Genomic DNA, 16,659 nt, shown 5'->3' with positions numbered 1-16,659 from the left:
AACCCTTGCGCGGCAACGATTTTCGTGTGTTTGGAAGCATGAGGCGGTAGACGAATGGGTATCGAGGAGAAGCTCCCAGCGGGCTTCCTGCTGACGACCGTCGAGAAGGTCGCCGGCTACATGCGCAAGAGCTCGGTGTGGCCGGCCACTTTCGGTCTGGCCTGCTGCGCGATCGAGATGATGGCGGTCGGCACGCCCGACTACGACATCGCGCGGTTCGGCATGGAGCGCTTCAGTGCGACCCCGCGCCAGGCCGACCTGATGATCGTCGCCGGCCGCGTGAGCCAGAAGATGGCCCCGGTCGTGCGCCAGGTCTACGACCAGATGCCCGAGCCGAAGTGGGTCATCTCGATGGGCGTGTGCGCCAGCTCCGGCGGCATGTTCAACAACTACGCGATCGTGCAGGGCGTCGACCACGTGATCCCGGTCGACATCTACCTGCCCGGCTGCCCGCCGCGGCCGGAGATGCTGCTCAACGCGATCCTCGAGCTGCACCAGCACATCCAGGACTCCAAGCTGGGCGTGAACCGGGTCGAGGCGGCGCGCGCCGCCGAGCGGGCGGCCCTGGAGGCGACTCCCACTCACCAGATGAAGGGGTTGCTTGCCTGATGGCGGATAACGGCAAGAACGAGCAGGACAAGCCGACCGTCGGCGACCCGGCGACCGGCCCGGTCGTCGAGCCGCCGACCGAGACCCGTCCGCCGGCGCAGCTGGCCCAGGAGGCCGGCCGGATCGTCGAGCCGCCGCAGGACAGCGAGCCGGTGAAGGTCGCCGAGCGGCACGGCATGTTCGGCCCGTCGCTCGGTGGTGACACCTCGGGGTATGGCGGGCTGGAGCGGCCGGTGCTCTTCCCGGGCGCAGCGCAGCGGCCCTATGGCGGTTACTTCGACGAGATCGCCGACCGGGTGGAAGGCGTTGTCGCACAAGGCATCGAGCGCGTGGTGATCGACCGCGGCGAGATGACCTTGTTCGTCCGCCGCGAGGATCTGCCGGCCGTGGCGCGGGCGATGCGGGATGAGCCGGGTTTGCGGTTCGAGATGTGTATGTCGGTGAGTGGCGTGCACTACCCGCAGGAGACCGGTCGCGAGCTGCACGCGGTCTACCACCTGATTTCGCTGACCAACGACAGCCGCCGGGTCCGTCTCGAGGTCACCGTCCCGGAGACCGACCCGCGCATCCCGAGCGTGGTCGAGATCTGGCCGGGCGCCGACTGGCACGAGCGGGAGACCTGGGACATGTTCGGGATCATTTTCGAGGGCCACCCGTCGCTGACCCGGATCTTGATGCCGGACGACTGGCCGGGCCACCCGCAGCGCAAGGACTACCCGCTCGGCGGCGTGCCGGTCGAGTACAAGGGCGCGACGGTGCCGCCGGCGGATGAGCGGAGGAGTTACACGTGAGCGGTAGCACGACGACTCAGAACGACGCGTTCGGCGCGTCCACGCCGGGCGATGCGCCCGAGGACACCCCGGTCATCAATGCCGTTGGCGGCGACTGGGATTCGGTGACCGACGAAGCGACCGCGCTGCACGAAGAACGCATCGTGGTCAACATGGGTCCGCAGCATCCCTCGACCCACGGCGTGCTCCGGCTCATCCTCGAGCTCGACGGTGAGACGGTGACCGAGGCCCGCGCGGGCATCGGCTACCTGCACACCGGCATCGAGAAGAACATGGAGTTCCGCACCTGGACGCAGGGCGTGACCTTCTGCACCCGGATGGACTACGTGATGCCGCTGTTCAACGAGGCGGCATACTGCCTGGCGGTTGAGAAGGTGCTCGGCATCACCGACCAGATCCCCGAGCGGGCCAATGTCATCCGGGTGATGATGATGGAGCTCAACCGGATCACCTCCCACCTCGTCGCCCTCGCGACCGGCGGCATGGAGATGGGCGCCACCACGGTGATGACCATCGGCTTCCGCGAGCGCGAGCGCATCCTGCGGATCTTCGAGATGGTCACCGGCCTGCGGATGAACAACTCCTACATTCGTCCCGGCGGCGTCGCCCAGGACATTCCGGCCGGTTGCATCGACGCGATCCGCGAGATGATGCCGTTGCTGCGCAAGGGAATCGGCGAACTCGAAGCCCTGCTCAACGAAAACCCGATCCTCAAGGGGCGCACGGTCGACGTCGGCTATCTCGATCTGACCGGCTGCATCGCCCTCGGCGTCACCGGACCGGTGCTGCGCTCGACCGGCTACCCGCACGACCTGCGCAAGTCCGAGCCCTACTGCGGTTACGAGACCTACGACTTCGACGTGCCGACCGCGGACACCTGCGATGCCTACGGCCGGCTGCGGATCCGCCTGGACGAGATGTACCAGTCGATGCGGATCGTCGAGCAGGCCGTGCAGCGGCTGGACGACACCCCCGGCCCGGTCATGGTGGCGGACAAGAAGATCGCCTGGCCGGCGCAACTCGCGGTCGGCAGCGACGGTCAGGGCAACAGCCTGGACCACATCCGCGAGATCATGGGCGAGTCGATGGAGTCGCTGATCCACCACTTCAAGCTGGTCACCGAAGGTTTCCGGGTCCCGCCGGGTCAGGCGTATGCCGCGGTCGAGAGTCCCAAGGGCGAGCTCGGCTGCCATGTCGTGTCGACGGGCGGCACTCGCCCCTACCGGGCGCACTTCCGCGACCCGTCCTTCAACAACCTGCAGGCCGTGGCGGCGATGAGCGAGGGCGGCGCGGTTGCCGACGTCATCGTCGCGGTGGCCTCTATTGATCCCGTGATGGGAGGGGTTGACCGCTGATGGGTGGTTGCAACCGAACGGAATTGCGGGGTCCCCGCGAAGTACCGAGCGAGGAACGAGTGAGGACTTCGTGGGGTGTGGGGATGGGAGGCGTCGATCGCTGATGGTCGATCACAGCCCGCTGCACGAACTCACGCCGCTGCAGGCCAGCGACCAGCCGTACACCGCTGAGCAGCTCGCCCAGCTCAACGCCGACTCCGATGCGATCATCGCGCGCTACCCGCAGAAGCGCTCCGCGCTGCTGCCGATGCTGCACCTGATCCAGAGCGTCGACGGCTATGTCACCGGCCGCGGCGTGACCTTCTGCGCCGAGAAGCTCGAGCTCACCGACGCAGAGGTGTCCGGTGTGGCGACCTTCTACACGCAGTACAAGCGCCACCCCAACGGCGAATACACCGTCGGCGTCTGCACCAACACGCTGTGCGCGATCATGGGCGGCGACGCCATCTGGGAGTCGGTGAGCGAGCACCTCGGCATCGGTCACGACGAGACGACGCCGGACGGCAAGGTCACCCTCGAGCGGATCGAGTGCAATGCCGCGTGCGATTACGCCCCGGTGGTCATGGCCAACTGGGAGTTCTTCGACAACATGACGCCGGAGTCGACCAACCGCCTGGTCGACGACCTGCGCGAGGGCGCCGAGGTGCGCCCGAGCCGCGGGCCGAACCGCGTGTGCACCTTCAAGCAGATGTCGCGCACGCTCGCCGGCTTCCCGGACGGCCTGGCCGACCAGGGCCCGGGCGCCGGCCCCGCCTCCCTCGAGGGCCTCAAGCTCGCCCACGAGCGTGGTTGGGTTGCCCCCGGCTCCGCGAACGAGGTGGGCGGCGAGCACCAGGCGACCGAGCAGGCCTCCGGCATACAGCAGGAGAATCTGCCGGGCACGACCCAATCCAGCACCGAGGGCCACGGCACCCCGGAAGCAGCGAAGGGTGAGCAGAATGACTGACCTCACGCCGATCCTCACCAAGTTCTGGGACGCCGCCCAGAGCTGGACCTTGCAGACCTATCTGGACAACGAGGGCTACCAGGCGCTCGACAAGGCGCTCGGCATGAGCCAGGAGGATCTGGTCGCGATGGCCAAGGACTCCGGGCTGCGCGGCCGTGGCGGCGCGGGCTTCCCGACCGGCATGAAGTGGGGCTTCCTGCCCAAGCCGGACGGCGGCCCTCGCTATCTCGTGGTCAACGCCGATGAGTCCGAGCCGGGCACCTGCAAGGACATCCCGCTGATGATGGCCGCGCCGCACTTCCTCATCGAGGGCGTGGCGATCACCTCCTACGCCATCGGCTGCAACCACGCCTTCATCTACGTGCGCGGCGAGGTCGTGCACGTCTACCGGCGGCTGCAGAAGGCGGTCGAGGAGGCGTATGCCGCGGGCCACCTCGGCAAGAACATCCACGGCACCGGTTTCGACCTCGATGTAACCGTGCACGCCGGCGCGGGCGCTTACATCTGCGGCGAGGAGACCGCGCTGCTCGACAGTCTCGAGGGCCGTCGCGGCCAGCCGCGCCTGAAGCCGCCGTTCCCGGCCGTCGCCGGTCTCTACGCCCGCCCGACCGTCGTCAACAATGTCGAATCGATCGCGTCGGTGCCGCCGATCCTGTTGCACGGCGCGGACTGGTTCAAGGGCATGGGCACCGAGAAGTCCAGCGGTTTCGGCATCTTCAGCCTGTCCGGCCACGTGACCCGCCCCGGCCAGTACGAAGCCCCGCTCGGCATCACGCTGCGCGAGCTGATCGACATGGCCGGTGGCATGCGTAATGGTCACCAGCTGAAGTTCTGGACGCCGGGCGGATCCTCGACGCCGATCTTCACCGCCGAGCACCTGGACGTGCCGCTCGACTTCGAGTCGGTCGCCGCGGCCGGCTCGATGCTCGGCACCCGTGCGCTGCAGATCTTCGACGAGACCGTCTCGGTCGTGCGCGCGGTGAGCCGCTGGATCGACTTCTATGCCCACGAGTCCTGCGGCAAATGCACCCCCTGCCGCGAGGGCACCTTCTGGCTGAAGCAGATCATGACCCGCCTGGAGCACGGGCAGGGCACGCAAGGGGACATCGACACCCTGCTCGACGTCTGTGACAACATCCTCGGCCGCAGCTTCTGCGCGCTCGGCGACGGCGCGACCAGCCCCGTCACCTCTGCGGTGCAGTACTTCCGCGAGGAGTTCGAAACCGGCATGCACACGCCCTGGTGGGTCGCCTTCCCGCCGGAGCGTTCGGTGCTGTTCGACACGAAGGAGACCGTCTCCGTATGACGACCGTCACCTCTCCCTCCGCCGGCGGCAATGCCGTCGACAAGGGTGGCAACGCCGCGCCGCCCATCGCGGCCGACGACATCACGCTGACCATCGACGGTGTGCCGGTGAGCGTGCCCAAGGGCACGCTCGTCATTCGCGCCGCCGAGAAGGTCGGCGTGCAGATCCCGCGGTTCTGCGACCACCCGCTGCTCGACCCGATCGGCGCCTGCCGGCAGTGCCTGGTCGAGGTGTCGACCAAGGGCCCGGACGGCTCGATGAAGCCGATGCCCAAGCCGCAGGCGTCCTGCACCCTCGAGGTCAGCGACGGCATGGAGGTCAAGACCCAGCAGACCTCGCCGGTGGCCGACAAGGCCCAGCAGGGCGTGATGGAGCTGCTGCTCATCAACCACCCGCTCGACTGCCCGGTGTGTGACAAGGGCGGCGAATGCCCGTTGCAGAACCAGGCGATGAGCAACGGCCGGCCGATCTCGCGCTTCGAGGACATCAAGCGCACCTACCCCAAGCCGATCAACATCTCCTCCCAGGTGCTGCTCGACCGGGAGCGCTGCGTGCTGTGTGCCCGCTGCACCCGGTTCTCCGACCAGGTCGCCGGTGATCCCTTCATCGCGCTGATCGAGCGCGGTGCGTTGCAGCAGGTCGGCATCTACGAAGAACAGCCGTTCGAGTCGTATTTCTCGGGCAACACGGTGCAGATCTGCCCGGTCGGCGCGCTCACCGGCTCGGCATACCGCTTCCGGTCCCGCCCGTTCGACCTGGTGTCGACCCCGAGCGTGTGCGAGCACTGCGCGAGCGGCTGCTCGCTGCGCACCGACCACCGACGCGGCGTCGTGCTGCGCCGGATGGCGCTGCTGGACGTCGACGTCAACGAGGAGTGGAACTGCGACAAGGGCCGCTGGGCCTTCCAGTACGCCACCCGCGACCGCGTGCAGACCCCGATGGTGCGCGACGCGAACGGCGAGCTGCGGGTCGCCGGCTGGCCTGAGGCGCTCGAGGCGGCTGCGCGCGGTCTCGCCGCGGCGCGGGACGCCCGGGGCGTCGGTGTGCTCACCGGTGGGCGCATCAGCGCCGAAGACGCCTATGCCTACAGCAAGTTCACCCGGCTGGTGCTCGGCACCAATGACATCGACTTCCGGGCTCGGCCGCACTCGGCCGAGGAAGCCGACTTCCTGGCTCACCAGGTCGTCGCCACCGGCCCCGAGGGCGGAGCCGTCACATATGCCGACCTCGAGCACGCCCCGTCGGTGCTGCTCGTGGGCTTCGAGCCCGAGGACGAGAGCCCGATCGTCTTCCTGCGCCTGCGCAAGGGAGCCCGCAAGGGCAAGGTCAAGGTCTTCTCGCTGGCGCCCTTCGCCAGCCGCGGCCTGGGCAAGCTGGGCGGAACCCTCGTGCCGACCGCACCCGGCACCGAGGCCGAGGTGCTCGACGCGCTGGCCAACCCCGGCGGTGGCCTGGACGAGGTCGCGGGCGAGTTCTCCTCCGGCAGCGTGATCCTCGTCGGTGAGCGGATGGCGAGCGTGCCCGGCGCGCTGTCGGCCGTGCTCGCCCTCGCCGCCGCCAAGGACGCCCGGGTGGCGTGGGTGCCGCGTCGCGCCGGTGAGCGCGGTGCGCTCGAAGCCGGTGCGCTGCCGACGCTGCTGCCCGGCGGCCGCAGCGTCGACAACCCGCAGGCCCGCGACCAGGTCGCCACCGTGTGGGGCGCCACCGACCTGCCCGCGCAGCCCGGCCGGGACGGCAACGCGATCGTGCGCGCCGCGGCGGACGGCTCCCTGTCCGGTCTGGTCGTGGGCGGCGTCGACCCGCACGACCTGCTCGACCAGGACGTCGTGCGCGCTGCGCTGCAGCGTGCTTTCGTGGTGTCCCTCGAAGTCCGCGATTCGGCGGTGGCCGAGCACGCTGACGTCATACTCCCGGTGGCTCCCCAGCAGGAGAAGGCCGGCATGTATGTCGACTGGGAGGGTCGCGTGCGCCCCTTCGAGCGCGCTCTGGACACCCAGGCGATGGCCGACCACCGCGTGCTCGACCTGCTGTCCGCCGAGATGGGCGACTTCCTCGGCACCCGGTCGGTGGACCAGGTGCGCGCCGAGATGGCCGAGCTCGGCCCGTGGACGGGGGAGCGCGTGGTCCGCCCGCGCGCCCGCCGCGGCCCGGCCCCGCGCCCGCTCGTCGGCGAAGCGGTGCTCGCCACCTGGGCGCAACTGCTCGACGCCGGGCGGCTGCAGGACGGCGAGCCCTATCTCGCCGGCACCGCCCGCCCGACCATCGCCCGCGTGTCGGCGGCGACCGCGGCCGGCGCCGGTGTCCGCGACGGCGACGCGCTCACCTTGTCCACCAAGATCGGCGAGGTCACCCTCCCGGTGCTGGTGACCGAGATGCCCGACCACGTGGTGTGGGTGCCGACCAATTCCCGCGACTGCGCGGTCCGCTCGATGCTCGGCGTCGACGCGGGCGCGCCGGTCGCCCTCCGCAAGGCAGGTGCCCGATGAACGCGCTGGCGAGCGTGACCGACAACCCGGTCGCCGACTTCAGCGACACCCCGTGGTGGTTGTCGCTGATCAAGGCGCTCATGCTGTTCGTCTTCCTGCTGCTCAACACCCTGCTCGTGATCTGGTTCGAGCGGCGGGTCATCGGCCGGATGCAGCAGCGTCCCGGCCCGAACCGCACCGGCCCGTTCGGTCTGCTGCAGACCCTTGCCGACGGCGTGAAGCTGGCGCTCAAGGAGGACATCGTCCCCAAGAACGCCGACAAGCTGATGTTCTGGCTGGCGCCGGCGATCGCCGGGGCGATGGCGTTCGTGTCCTTCGCGATCATCCCGCTGTCCAATGAAGTGTGGATGTTCGGCCACCGCACCCCGCTGCAGCTCACCGACACCCCGGTCGCCACGCTGCTCGTGCTGGCCGTCGCGGGCGTGGGTGTCTACGGCATCGTGCTGGCGGGCTGGTCCTCCGGCTCGACCTACCCGCTGCTCGGTGGGCTGCGCAGCTCGGCGCAGGTGATCTCCTACGAGATCGCGATGGGCCTGTCGCTGGTCGCGGTCTTCCTCTACTCCGGCTCGATGTCCACCTCGCAGGTCGTCACCTCGCAAAAGAGCCTGTGGCACGTGCTGCCGATGTTCTTCTCGTTCATCGTCTACGTCATCACCATGGTCGGCGAGACCAACCGGTTGCCCTTCGACCTCGCCGAGGGTGAGGGCGAGTTGACCGGTGGCTTCCACACCGAATACTCCTCGCTGAAGTTCGCGATGTTCTTCCTCGGCGAGTACGTCAACATGTTCACGGTCTCCGCCCTGGCGACCACGCTCTTCCTCGGCGGCTGGCAGGCACCTCCCGGGTTCGCCGCGCTCGGCATGAACGGCGGCTGGTGGGGCCTGCTGTGGTTCTTTATCAAGCTGTGGATGTTCATGTTCTTCTTCGTCTGGCTGCGTGGCTCGCTGCCGCGCGTCCGCTACGACCAGTTCATGCGCCTCGGCTGGAAGGTGCTGATCCCGCTGACCCTGGCCTGGGTGGTCGCGGTGGCGTTCATGCGCGCCGCCAACAACGGCTTCCTCGGCAACGGGCAGATCTCGTTGGGCTTCACCGACATTCGCCGCTCGCTGCTGCTCGTCATCGCGGCCGTCATCATCGTGGTCTTCGCCGCGGCATGGGCCTTCGATGTGCGCCGCTCGCGGGCCGAGGCGGAGAAGGCACCCCGCCAGCCGGAGGAGATCGACCCCTTCGCCGGCGGTCACCCGGTCCCGCCGATGCCGGGCCAGCGACTGCGTGAGTCGCGTCCCGCGTTGACCGGCGCCCGCACCACCACCGACCCGGAGGAACCCCGTGGCTGACAACGGCAACCGACGCCCCGATCCCGACAAGGGCGGGTCCTTCAAGGACCTCTTCGCGCCCGTCGCCGGGTTCGGCGTCACCTTCGCGACGATGTTCCGCAAGGTGCAGACCGAGGAATACCCCGAGCAGAAGCGCCCGACCCAGCTGCGCTTCCACGGCCGGCACCAGCTCAACCGCCACCCGGACGGGCTGGAGAAATGCGTCGGCTGCGAGCTGTGCGCGTGGGCCTGCCCGGCCGACGCCATCCTGGTCGAGGGCGCCAACAACGACGACGCGGCAGGGGAGCGGTTTAGCCCCGGCGAGCGCTACGGCCGCGTCTACCAGATCAACTACCTGCGCTGCATCTTCTGCGGCCTGTGCATCGAGGCCTGCCCGACCCGCGCGCTCACGATGACCAACGAGTACGAACTCGCCGACGACAACCGCGCCGACCTGATCTTCACCAAGGACCAGTTGCTCGCGCCGGTGTTGTCCGGCATGCTGCCCGCGCCGCACCCGATGGTCGAGGGCATGGACGAGCGCGACTACTACCTCGGCAAGGTCACCGGCGCCACCCCGGCCCAGCAGGAATGGGTCGAGCGGCACGACGGCGACACGACCGTCGATGAGCCGGACACCCTCCCGGTGGAGCACCAGGAGGCAGGACAACACGCTGGGGAGGGCCGCCCGTGATGAAGCTCGGGGGTGCCGAGTCCACCCTGTTCGCGCTTGCCGCACCGCTGTCGGTGATCGGTGCGCTCGCGCTGCTCTTCGCCCGCAAGGCGGTGCACGCCGCGATGGGTATGGCGCTGACGATGGTCGTGCTGGGCATCTTCTATATCGCCCAGCAGGCCGAGTTCCTCGGCGTCATCCAGATCTTCGTCTACTCCGGCGCGGTGATGATGCTGTTCCTGTTCGTCATCATGCTGGTCGGCGTCGACAGCTCCGACTCGCTGGTCGAGACCATCCGCGGTCAGCGCTGGGCCGGGTTACTGCTGGGCCTGGCCCTCGCCGCGCTCGGTCTGGCGACCATCGGCAAGGCCACCTTCCCCGCGGGCACCGGCCTGGACCGGGCCAACTCGCAGGGCAATGTCAGCGGCATCGCCCGGCTGATCTTCGGCAACTACGTCTGGGTCTTCGAGGCCACCTCCGCGCTGCTGATCACCGCCGCGCTCGGCGCGATGATGCTCGCTCACCGCGAGCGGCTGTCCGAGCGCCCGAGCCAGGCCGACTGGTCGCGCGCCCGGATCAAGAGCGGTCGCAATGTCGCCGGCCTGCCGGCGCCCGGTGTCTATGCCCGGCACAACGCGGTCGACACCCCGGCGCTGCTGCCCGACGGCAGCACCAGCGAGCTGTCGATCTCGCGCGTGCTCAAGGCGCGCGGCCAGGTCGCGACGGCGGACAAGGAGCTCGCCATCTCCCAGGAGCTCGAAGGCGAGACCGGTGACATGACCCGCCGCGGGAACGGAGACGACAAGTGAACATCACCGTCTACGTCTACCTGTCGACGATCCTCTTCGCGATCGGCGCGACCACGGTGCTGCTGCGCCGCAACGCGATCATCGTGTTCATGGGCGTCGAGCTGATGCTCAATGCCGCCAACCTGGCGTTCGTGACCTTCGCGCGCATGCAAGGCTCGCTCGACGGCCAGGTCATCGCCCTGTTCGTGATGGTCGTGGCGGCGGCCGAGGTCGTGGTCGGCCTCGCCATCATCATGGCCATCTTCCGTGCTCGCCGGTCGGCCTCGGTCGACGACGCGAACCTGCTGAAGCTGTAAAGAAGGAGCGGTGACCGGAGTGCTCTCCCTATCCCCCCACGTCGCGAGTCTGGCCGCCGAGGGTTCGGCGTTGACGACCCGTGACGCGTCGGGCGCCTCGGCGATCGGCTGGCTGATGATCGCGCTGCCGCTCGCCGGCGCCGCGCTGCTGCTCGTCGGTGGCAAGGCGCTCAACAAGATCGGTCCACTGCTGGCGACCGCCCTGTCCTGGGCGTCCTTCGGTGTCGGCGTCGCCGTGCTGCTTCAGCTGATGGGTATGGCGGCCGGCGAGCGGTCGCTGCACCTGAACCTCTACTCGTGGATCCCCGCCGGCAAGCTCGACGTGAACTTCGGCATGCTGATGGACCCGCTGTCGATGACCTTCGTCATGCTGATCACCTTCGTCGGCTCGCTGATCCACGTCTACTCCCTCGGCTACATGGAGCACGACCCGGACAAGCGCCGCTTCTTCGCCTACCTGAACCTGTTCATCGCGGCGATGCTCACGCTGGTGCTCGCCGACTCCTACCTCGGCCTCTTCCTGGGCTGGGAGGGGGTGGGCCTCGCGTCATACCTGCTGATCGGCTTCTGGAACTGGAACCCGGCCTACGCGACCGCCGCCAACAAGGCCTTCATCATGAACCGTGTCGGCGACCTCGGCCTGCTGCTCGCGATGTTCACGATGTTCGCCACCTTCGGCAAGCTCGACTTCGCCAGCGTGAATGCGAGCGTGGCCGGCGCCGGCAAGGGCACCCTGACGATCATCGGCATCCTGCTGCTCGTCGCCGCCTGCGGTAAGTCCGCGCAGTTCCCGCTGCAGGCCTGGCTCGGTGATGCGATGGCCGGCCCGACGCCGGTGTCCGCGCTGATCCACGCCGCGACCATGGTGACCGCCGGCGTCTACCTGATCGTGCGCAGCAATGCCATCTACACCGCGACCCCGGACGCGCGCCTGGCCGTCTGCATCGTCGGGGCGATCACGCTGATGTTCGGCGCCATCGTCGGTTGCGCCAAGGACGACCTGAAGAAGGCGCTCGCCGCCTCGACGATGAGCCAGATCGGCTACATGATCCTGGCCGCCGGGCTGGGCCCGGTCGGCTACGCCTTCGCGATCTTCCACCTCGTCACGCACGGCTTCTTCAAGGCCGGGATGTTCCTCGGTGCCGGGTCGGTCATGCACGGCATGAACGACCAGGTCGACATGCGCCGCTTCGGCGGGCTGTCCGCGGTCATGAAGATCACCTGGATCACCTTCGGCCTCGGCTGGCTGGCGATCATCGGTGTGCCCGGCCTGTCCGGCTTCTGGTCCAAGGACAAGATCATCGAGGCGGCCTTCATCGGCGAGGGCTGGCGGCCCTGGGTCTTCGGCCTGGCCGCGCTGATCTGCGCCGGCATCACCGCGTTCTACATGTCCCGGCTGTTCTTCATGACCTTCCACGGCAAGCGCCGCTGGACCGACGACGTGCACCCGCACGAGTCGCCGCTCACCATGACGATCCCGATGATGGTGCTCGCGGTCGGCTCGGCCCTGCTGGGTCTGGCGATCGGCCCGACGGGCATCATCACCGACTGGCTCGCTCCGGTGACCGGCGCGCACGAGGAGGGTGAGCCCGTCATACCGGTGCCGGTCTTGATCGTCCTCACGTTGCTGCTCGTCGCCGCGGGCGTCGCGCTGGCCTGGATGCGGTATGTCCGTGACGCGGTGCCGGTGGTGCCGCCGGTCGGGTCGCTCGCGACCCGCGCCGCGCGCAAGGACCTCTACCAGGACGACGTCAACGAGGCGATCTTCGCCCGCCCGGGTCTGCACCTGACCCGCGGTCTGGTCTTCGCCGACAACAAGGGCGTCGATGGTGCCGCCGGCGGCACGGCCGCGCTCATCGGCGGAAGTTCCTCGCGCCTGGCCAAGCTGCAGAACGGTTTCGTGCGCTCGTATGCCCTGACGATGCTCACCGGCGTCGTCGCCATCCTCGGTCTGGTCTGGGTGATTCAGTGATGTCGAGTAGTTTCCCCTGGCTGACGACGATCGGCCTGCTGCCGCTCATCGGTGCCATCGTCGTCGCGGCCCTGCCCAAGGCGGCCGCGGCGTCGGCACGGATGGTGGCGCTGGTCTTCTCGCTCGTCACCCTGGTGCTCGGCATCGCCGCCGCGACCCAGTACAAGTCCGGCAGCACCGCGCAGTTCCAGCTCACCGAGACGCACTCGTGGATCCCGCAGTTCGGGGTGTCCTACGCGCTCGGCGTCGACGGCATCTCACTCAGCCTGATCCTGATGAGCCTGGTGCTCGTGCCGATCTCGATCTTCGCCGCGTGGAAGGACGTCGACGGCCCGCGGGCGCGCGGCTATTTCGCGCTCATGCTGTCGCTGGAGACCTTCATGGTCGGCGTCTTCGCCGCCACGGACGTCTTCTTGTTCTACGTCTTCTTCGAGGCGATGCTGATCCCGGTCTACTTCCTGATCGGCAGCTTCGGCGGCCCGCGCCGGCAGTATGCCGCGGTCAAGTTCCTGATCTTCTCGCTGCTCGGCGGGCTGATCATGCTGGTCGCCGTGATCGGGCTGTTCCAGCAGGGACCCGGCGGTGACCAGGGCTTCCTGGTGACCAACCTGCACGGCCTGCGGATGTCGGCCACCACCGAGCGGCTGCTCTTCCTCGGCTTCTTCTTCGCCTTCGCGGTGAAGGCGCCGATGGTGCCGGTGCACACCTGGCTGCCCGACGCGGCCGCCGAGTCGCGCCCGGCCACGGCCGTGCTGCTCGTCGGCGTGCTCGACAAGGTCGGCACCTACGGGATGATCCGCTTCTGCCTCGAGATCTTCCCGAATGCCTCCAAGTGGGCGACGCCGGTCGTGATCACCCTCGCGCTGATCTCGATCGTGTATGCCGCGCTGGTCGCCATCGGCCAGAGCGACATGATGCGCCTGATCGCTTACACCTCGGTCAGCCACTTCGGCTTCATCGTGCTCGGCATCTTCGCGATGACCTCGACCTCGCAGGTCGGCGCGAACCTCTACATGATCAACCACGGCTTCACCACCGCGGCGCTCTTCCTCTTCGCCGGGTTCCTGATCGCCCGTGGGGGCAGCCGCAAGATCGAGGACTACGGCGGCTGGCAGCGGGTCACCCCCGTGCTCGCCGGGGTGTTCCTCATCGCCGGCCTGTCCGGCCTGGCCCTGCCCGGCATGAACTCCTTCGTCTCGGAGTTCCTCGTGATGATCGGCACCTTCAGCAAGTACAAGGTGGCCGGTGTCATCGCGGCGACCGGTGTCATCTGGGCGGCGCTCTACATCCTGCTGCTCTACAAGCGGGTGATGACCGGGCCCAAGCCGGAGCGGGCCGCCGTCGCCGACCTCGGCCCGCGGGAGAAGGTCGTCGCCGGAGCGTTGATCGCGATCATGGTCGTGCTCGGGTTCTTCCCGAAGCCGGCCCTCGACCTGCTGCGCCCCGCGGTGAAGACCACGCTGCAGCATGTCGGAGTCCAGGACCCCGCGCCCACCGGCGCGGCCGTTGACGGGAGCCACAACTGATGGGCGAGTTCGTCGCCACGAAGATCAACTACGCGGCGGTGCTGCCGATGCTGATCGTGTTCGCGGCCGCGATGATCGGGGTGCTCGTGGAGGCCTTCGTGCCGCGCGCGTCGCGGTATGTCGCGCAGCTGCCCCTCACGCTGATCGGCCTGGCCGGTGCGCTCGCCGCGCTGTTGCTGAACTCCCGGGACAACCAGGGCATCACCGCCGCCGGCGCGGTCGTCGTCGACGGCCCGACGCTGATGTTCCAGGGCATCGTGCTCGCGCTCAGCATCCTCGCGGTGCTGGTGATGGCCGAGCGGCTGGACCGGGAGGGCGCGGATGCCTTCACCCAGTCCGGTGCGTCCGTGCCGGGCTCGCCGCTGGAGGCCCAGGCCGAGCGGCTCGGAGCCACCACCACCGAGGTCTTCCCGCTGACGCTCTTCGCGGTGGGCGGCATGATGCTCTTCCCCGCCTCGGGCAATCTGCTCACGATGTTCGTGGCGCTCGAGGTGCTCTCGCTGCCGCTTTACATCATGACCGGGCTGGCGCGGCGCCGCCGGTTGCTGTCGCAGGAAGCCGCGCTGAAGTACTTCCTGCTCGGTGCGTTCTCCTCGGCGTTCTTCATCTTCGGCGCGGCGTTGATTTATGGCGCCACCACCAGCACCGACCTGAGCGTCATCGCCAAGGCCGTCGGGCAGGTCACCGGTCTGGACTCGCTGCTGGTGCCGGGCATCCTGCTCGTCGCCGTCGGGCTGCTGTTCAAGGTCGGCGCGGTGCCCTTCCACTCCTGGACCCCGGATGTCTACCAGGGCGCACCGAGCCCGGTGACCGGTTTCATGGCCGCCTGCACCAAGATCGCCGCCTTCGGCGCGATGGCCCGGGTGTTCTACGTCGGCTTCGAGGCGCTGCGCTGGAACTGGCAGCCGGTGCTCGCTGTCGTCGCCGCGCTGACCATGGTCGTCGGTGCCGTGCTGTCGATCACCCAGAAGGACGTCAAGCGACTGCTCGCCTACAGCTCGATCACCCACGCGGGCTTCCTGCTGCTCGGCATCGTGGCGATGGACCGCACCTCGATCGCCGGCCTGATGTTCTACCTGGCTGCCTACGGCATCAGCACCATCACCGCCTTCGCGCTGATCGCGCTCGTGCGCCAGTCCGGCGCCGAGGCCACGCATCTGTCGCAGTGGGCCGGCCTCGGCCGCACCAGCCCGGTCGTGGCCGCGGTCTTCGCGTTCATGATGCTGTCCTTCGCGGGCATCCCGCTCACCTCCGGCTTCACCGCCAAGTTCGCGCTCTTCGCCCCGGCGGTGGCGCACGGCGGGGTGTGGCTGGTCGTGCTCGCGATGCTCGCCAGCGCCGTGACCGCCTTCGTCTACGTGCGGGTCATCGTGCTGATGTACTTCTCCGACCCGATCGACGGCGTCTCGGTCGTGAACCCGTCCTATCTCACGTATGCCGCCGTCGCGGTCGGTGCCGCTCTCACGCTGATGCTCGGCGTGCTGCCGTCGCCGCTGCTCGACGCCGCGAAGTCGGCGTCGATCTTCCTGCGATGAGCGGGCCGACCGTCGCCCTGCCCGGGGCGACCGACGCGCTCAGCGAGCGGTTGGTCGAGGGCCTCGCGGCCGTCGGGCGCCGGCTGGACGAGGTCGTCGCCCACGACGACGACTTCATCGACGGTGCCTCTCGGCATCTGCTGGACGCGGGCGGCAAGCGCTTCCGGCCGATGCTCACTCTGCTGGCCGCCGAGGTCGGTGCCGGCGCGAACCCGCAGGTGGTCGACGCCGCCGTCGGGGTCGAGCTCACCCACCTCGCCTCGCTCTACCACGACGACGTCATGGACGAGGCCGAGGTGCGACGCGGGGTGACCAGCGCGAACGCGGCATACGGCAACACGACCGCGATCCTGGTGGGCGATCTGCTCTTCGGGCGGGCCTCGGAGGTCGTCGCCGGGCTCGGTGCGGAAGCGGTGCTGATCCAGGCCCGGACCTTCGTGCGGCTGTGCTCCGGGCAGATCGGCGATGACCGGCAGGCGCCGCCCGGTGCGGACCCGCTGCAGCACTACCTGGGCGTGCTGGCGGACAAGACCGGCTCGCTGATCGCGACCGCGGCGCGCTATGGCGCGATGTTCGGCGGCTGCGATGCCGCGACCGTCGAATTGCTCGCGGAGTATGGCGAGAAGGTCGGCATGGTCTTCCAGCTCGCCGACGACATCCTCGACATCGCGTCCGACACCTCCGGCAAGGAGCCCGGCACCGACCTGCGCGAGGGCGTGGTCACGTTGCCGGTGCTCTACCTGCAGGCCTCGACCGACCCCGCCGACGCGCGGCTGCGTGACCTGGTGTCCCGGCCGCTCACCGACCCGGCCGAGCACGCCGAGGCGCTGGCGTTGATGCGCGCACACCCGGCGCTGGAGCAGGCGCGCGAGCACACCGAGCGGATCGCGCGGGAGGCGACCGCGCTGCTCGACCCATTGCCGGACACCGATGCGGTGCGCGCCCTGCGCGAACTGCCGGGGTCGGTGGCCCGCCGGCTGAGCTAGTGCTACTCACGAGTTCTTGAACACACGTTCAACAGCTCGGCTACTGTGACCGC

The 16,659-nt window shown here is 68.8% G+C and carries 14 protein-coding genes; all 14 read left to right on the top strand.

What is annotated here, in order from left to right; translation table 11 throughout:
• Positions 1 to 54: 54 nt before the first annotated feature.
• The 14 genes from G9U51_RS05655 to G9U51_RS05590 all read left to right on the top strand — a co-directional run bounded on the left by G9U51_RS05655 (position 55) and on the right by G9U51_RS05590 (position 16,606).
• Positions 55 to 609 (top strand): NuoB/complex I 20 kDa subunit family protein, encoded by a 555-nt coding sequence (locus tag G9U51_RS05655; RefSeq protein WP_166194483.1) that lies wholly within the window; start codon positions 55 to 57, stop codon positions 607 to 609.
• Positions 609 to 1,400 (top strand): NADH-quinone oxidoreductase subunit C, encoded by a 792-nt coding sequence (locus tag G9U51_RS05650; RefSeq protein WP_166194480.1) that lies wholly within the window; start codon positions 609 to 611, stop codon positions 1,398 to 1,400. Before G9U51_RS05655 ends, G9U51_RS05650 begins: the two co-directional genes overlap by 1 nt.
• Positions 1,401 to 1,474: 74 nt before the next feature.
• On the top strand, positions 1,475 to 2,755 hold the full coding sequence (locus G9U51_RS05645) for an NADH-quinone oxidoreductase subunit D (protein WP_328823357.1): 1,281 nt from the start codon (positions 1,475 to 1,477) through the stop codon (positions 2,753 to 2,755).
• A gap of 103 nt (positions 2,756 to 2,858) precedes the next feature.
• Positions 2,859 to 3,701, top strand: coding sequence for an NADH-quinone oxidoreductase subunit NuoE (gene nuoE / locus G9U51_RS05640; protein ID WP_166194472.1), 843 nt, complete (start codon positions 2,859 to 2,861; stop codon positions 3,699 to 3,701).
• Positions 3,694 to 5,007, top strand: coding sequence for an NADH-quinone oxidoreductase subunit NuoF (gene nuoF, locus G9U51_RS05635; protein WP_166194469.1), 1,314 nt, complete (start codon positions 3,694 to 3,696; stop codon positions 5,005 to 5,007). The genes nuoE and nuoF overlap by 8 nt, the downstream gene beginning before the upstream one ends.
• Complete coding sequence (locus tag G9U51_RS05630; RefSeq protein WP_166194466.1) at positions 5,004 to 7,493, top strand: NADH-quinone oxidoreductase subunit G; 2,490 nt, start codon at positions 5,004 to 5,006, stop codon at positions 7,491 to 7,493. The genes nuoF and G9U51_RS05630 overlap by 4 nt, the downstream gene beginning before the upstream one ends.
• Positions 7,490 to 8,830 (top strand): NADH-quinone oxidoreductase subunit NuoH, encoded by a 1,341-nt coding sequence (gene nuoH / locus G9U51_RS05625; RefSeq protein ID WP_166194463.1) that lies wholly within the window; start codon positions 7,490 to 7,492, stop codon positions 8,828 to 8,830. Before G9U51_RS05630 ends, nuoH begins: the two co-directional genes overlap by 4 nt.
• On the top strand, positions 8,823 to 9,503 hold the full coding sequence (gene nuoI, locus G9U51_RS05620; protein WP_166194460.1) for an NADH-quinone oxidoreductase subunit NuoI: 681 nt from the start codon (positions 8,823 to 8,825) through the stop codon (positions 9,501 to 9,503). The genes nuoH and nuoI overlap by 8 nt, the downstream gene beginning before the upstream one ends.
• Positions 9,503 to 10,291 carry an NADH-quinone oxidoreductase subunit J gene (locus G9U51_RS05615; protein WP_166194457.1) on the top strand — a complete coding sequence of 263 codons (789 nt, stop codon included), beginning with the start codon at positions 9,503 to 9,505 and terminating at the stop codon, positions 10,289 to 10,291. The genes nuoI and G9U51_RS05615 overlap by 1 nt, the downstream gene beginning before the upstream one ends.
• Positions 10,288 to 10,587 carry an NADH-quinone oxidoreductase subunit NuoK gene (gene nuoK, locus G9U51_RS05610; protein ID WP_166194454.1) on the top strand — a complete coding sequence of 100 codons (300 nt, stop codon included), beginning with the start codon at positions 10,288 to 10,290 and terminating at the stop codon, positions 10,585 to 10,587. The genes G9U51_RS05615 and nuoK overlap by 4 nt, the downstream gene beginning before the upstream one ends.
• Positions 10,588 to 10,702: 115 nt before the next feature.
• On the top strand, positions 10,703 to 12,559 hold the full coding sequence (nuoL, locus tag G9U51_RS05605; RefSeq protein ID WP_166194914.1) for an NADH-quinone oxidoreductase subunit L: 1,857 nt from the start codon (positions 10,703 to 10,705) through the stop codon (positions 12,557 to 12,559).
• Positions 12,559 to 14,085, top strand: coding sequence for an NADH-quinone oxidoreductase subunit M (locus G9U51_RS05600; RefSeq protein WP_166194451.1), 1,527 nt, complete (start codon positions 12,559 to 12,561; stop codon positions 14,083 to 14,085). Before nuoL ends, G9U51_RS05600 begins: the two co-directional genes overlap by 1 nt.
• Positions 14,085 to 15,620 (top strand): NADH-quinone oxidoreductase subunit NuoN, encoded by a 1,536-nt coding sequence (gene nuoN, locus G9U51_RS05595; protein WP_166194448.1) that lies wholly within the window; start codon positions 14,085 to 14,087, stop codon positions 15,618 to 15,620. Before G9U51_RS05600 ends, nuoN begins: the two co-directional genes overlap by 1 nt.
• Positions 15,617 to 16,606, top strand: a complete 990-nt coding sequence (locus G9U51_RS05590) for a polyprenyl synthetase family protein (RefSeq protein ID WP_166194445.1) — start codon at positions 15,617 to 15,619, stop codon at positions 16,604 to 16,606. Before nuoN ends, G9U51_RS05590 begins: the two co-directional genes overlap by 4 nt.
• Positions 16,607 to 16,659: the final 53 nt, after the last annotated feature.

This window comes from Metallococcus carri, from assembly GCF_011440275.1.
Classification (GTDB): domain Bacteria; phylum Actinomycetota; class Actinomycetes; order Actinomycetales; family Dermatophilaceae; genus Metallococcus; species Metallococcus carri.
This window is presented reverse-complemented; position numbering and strand designations above follow the sequence as displayed.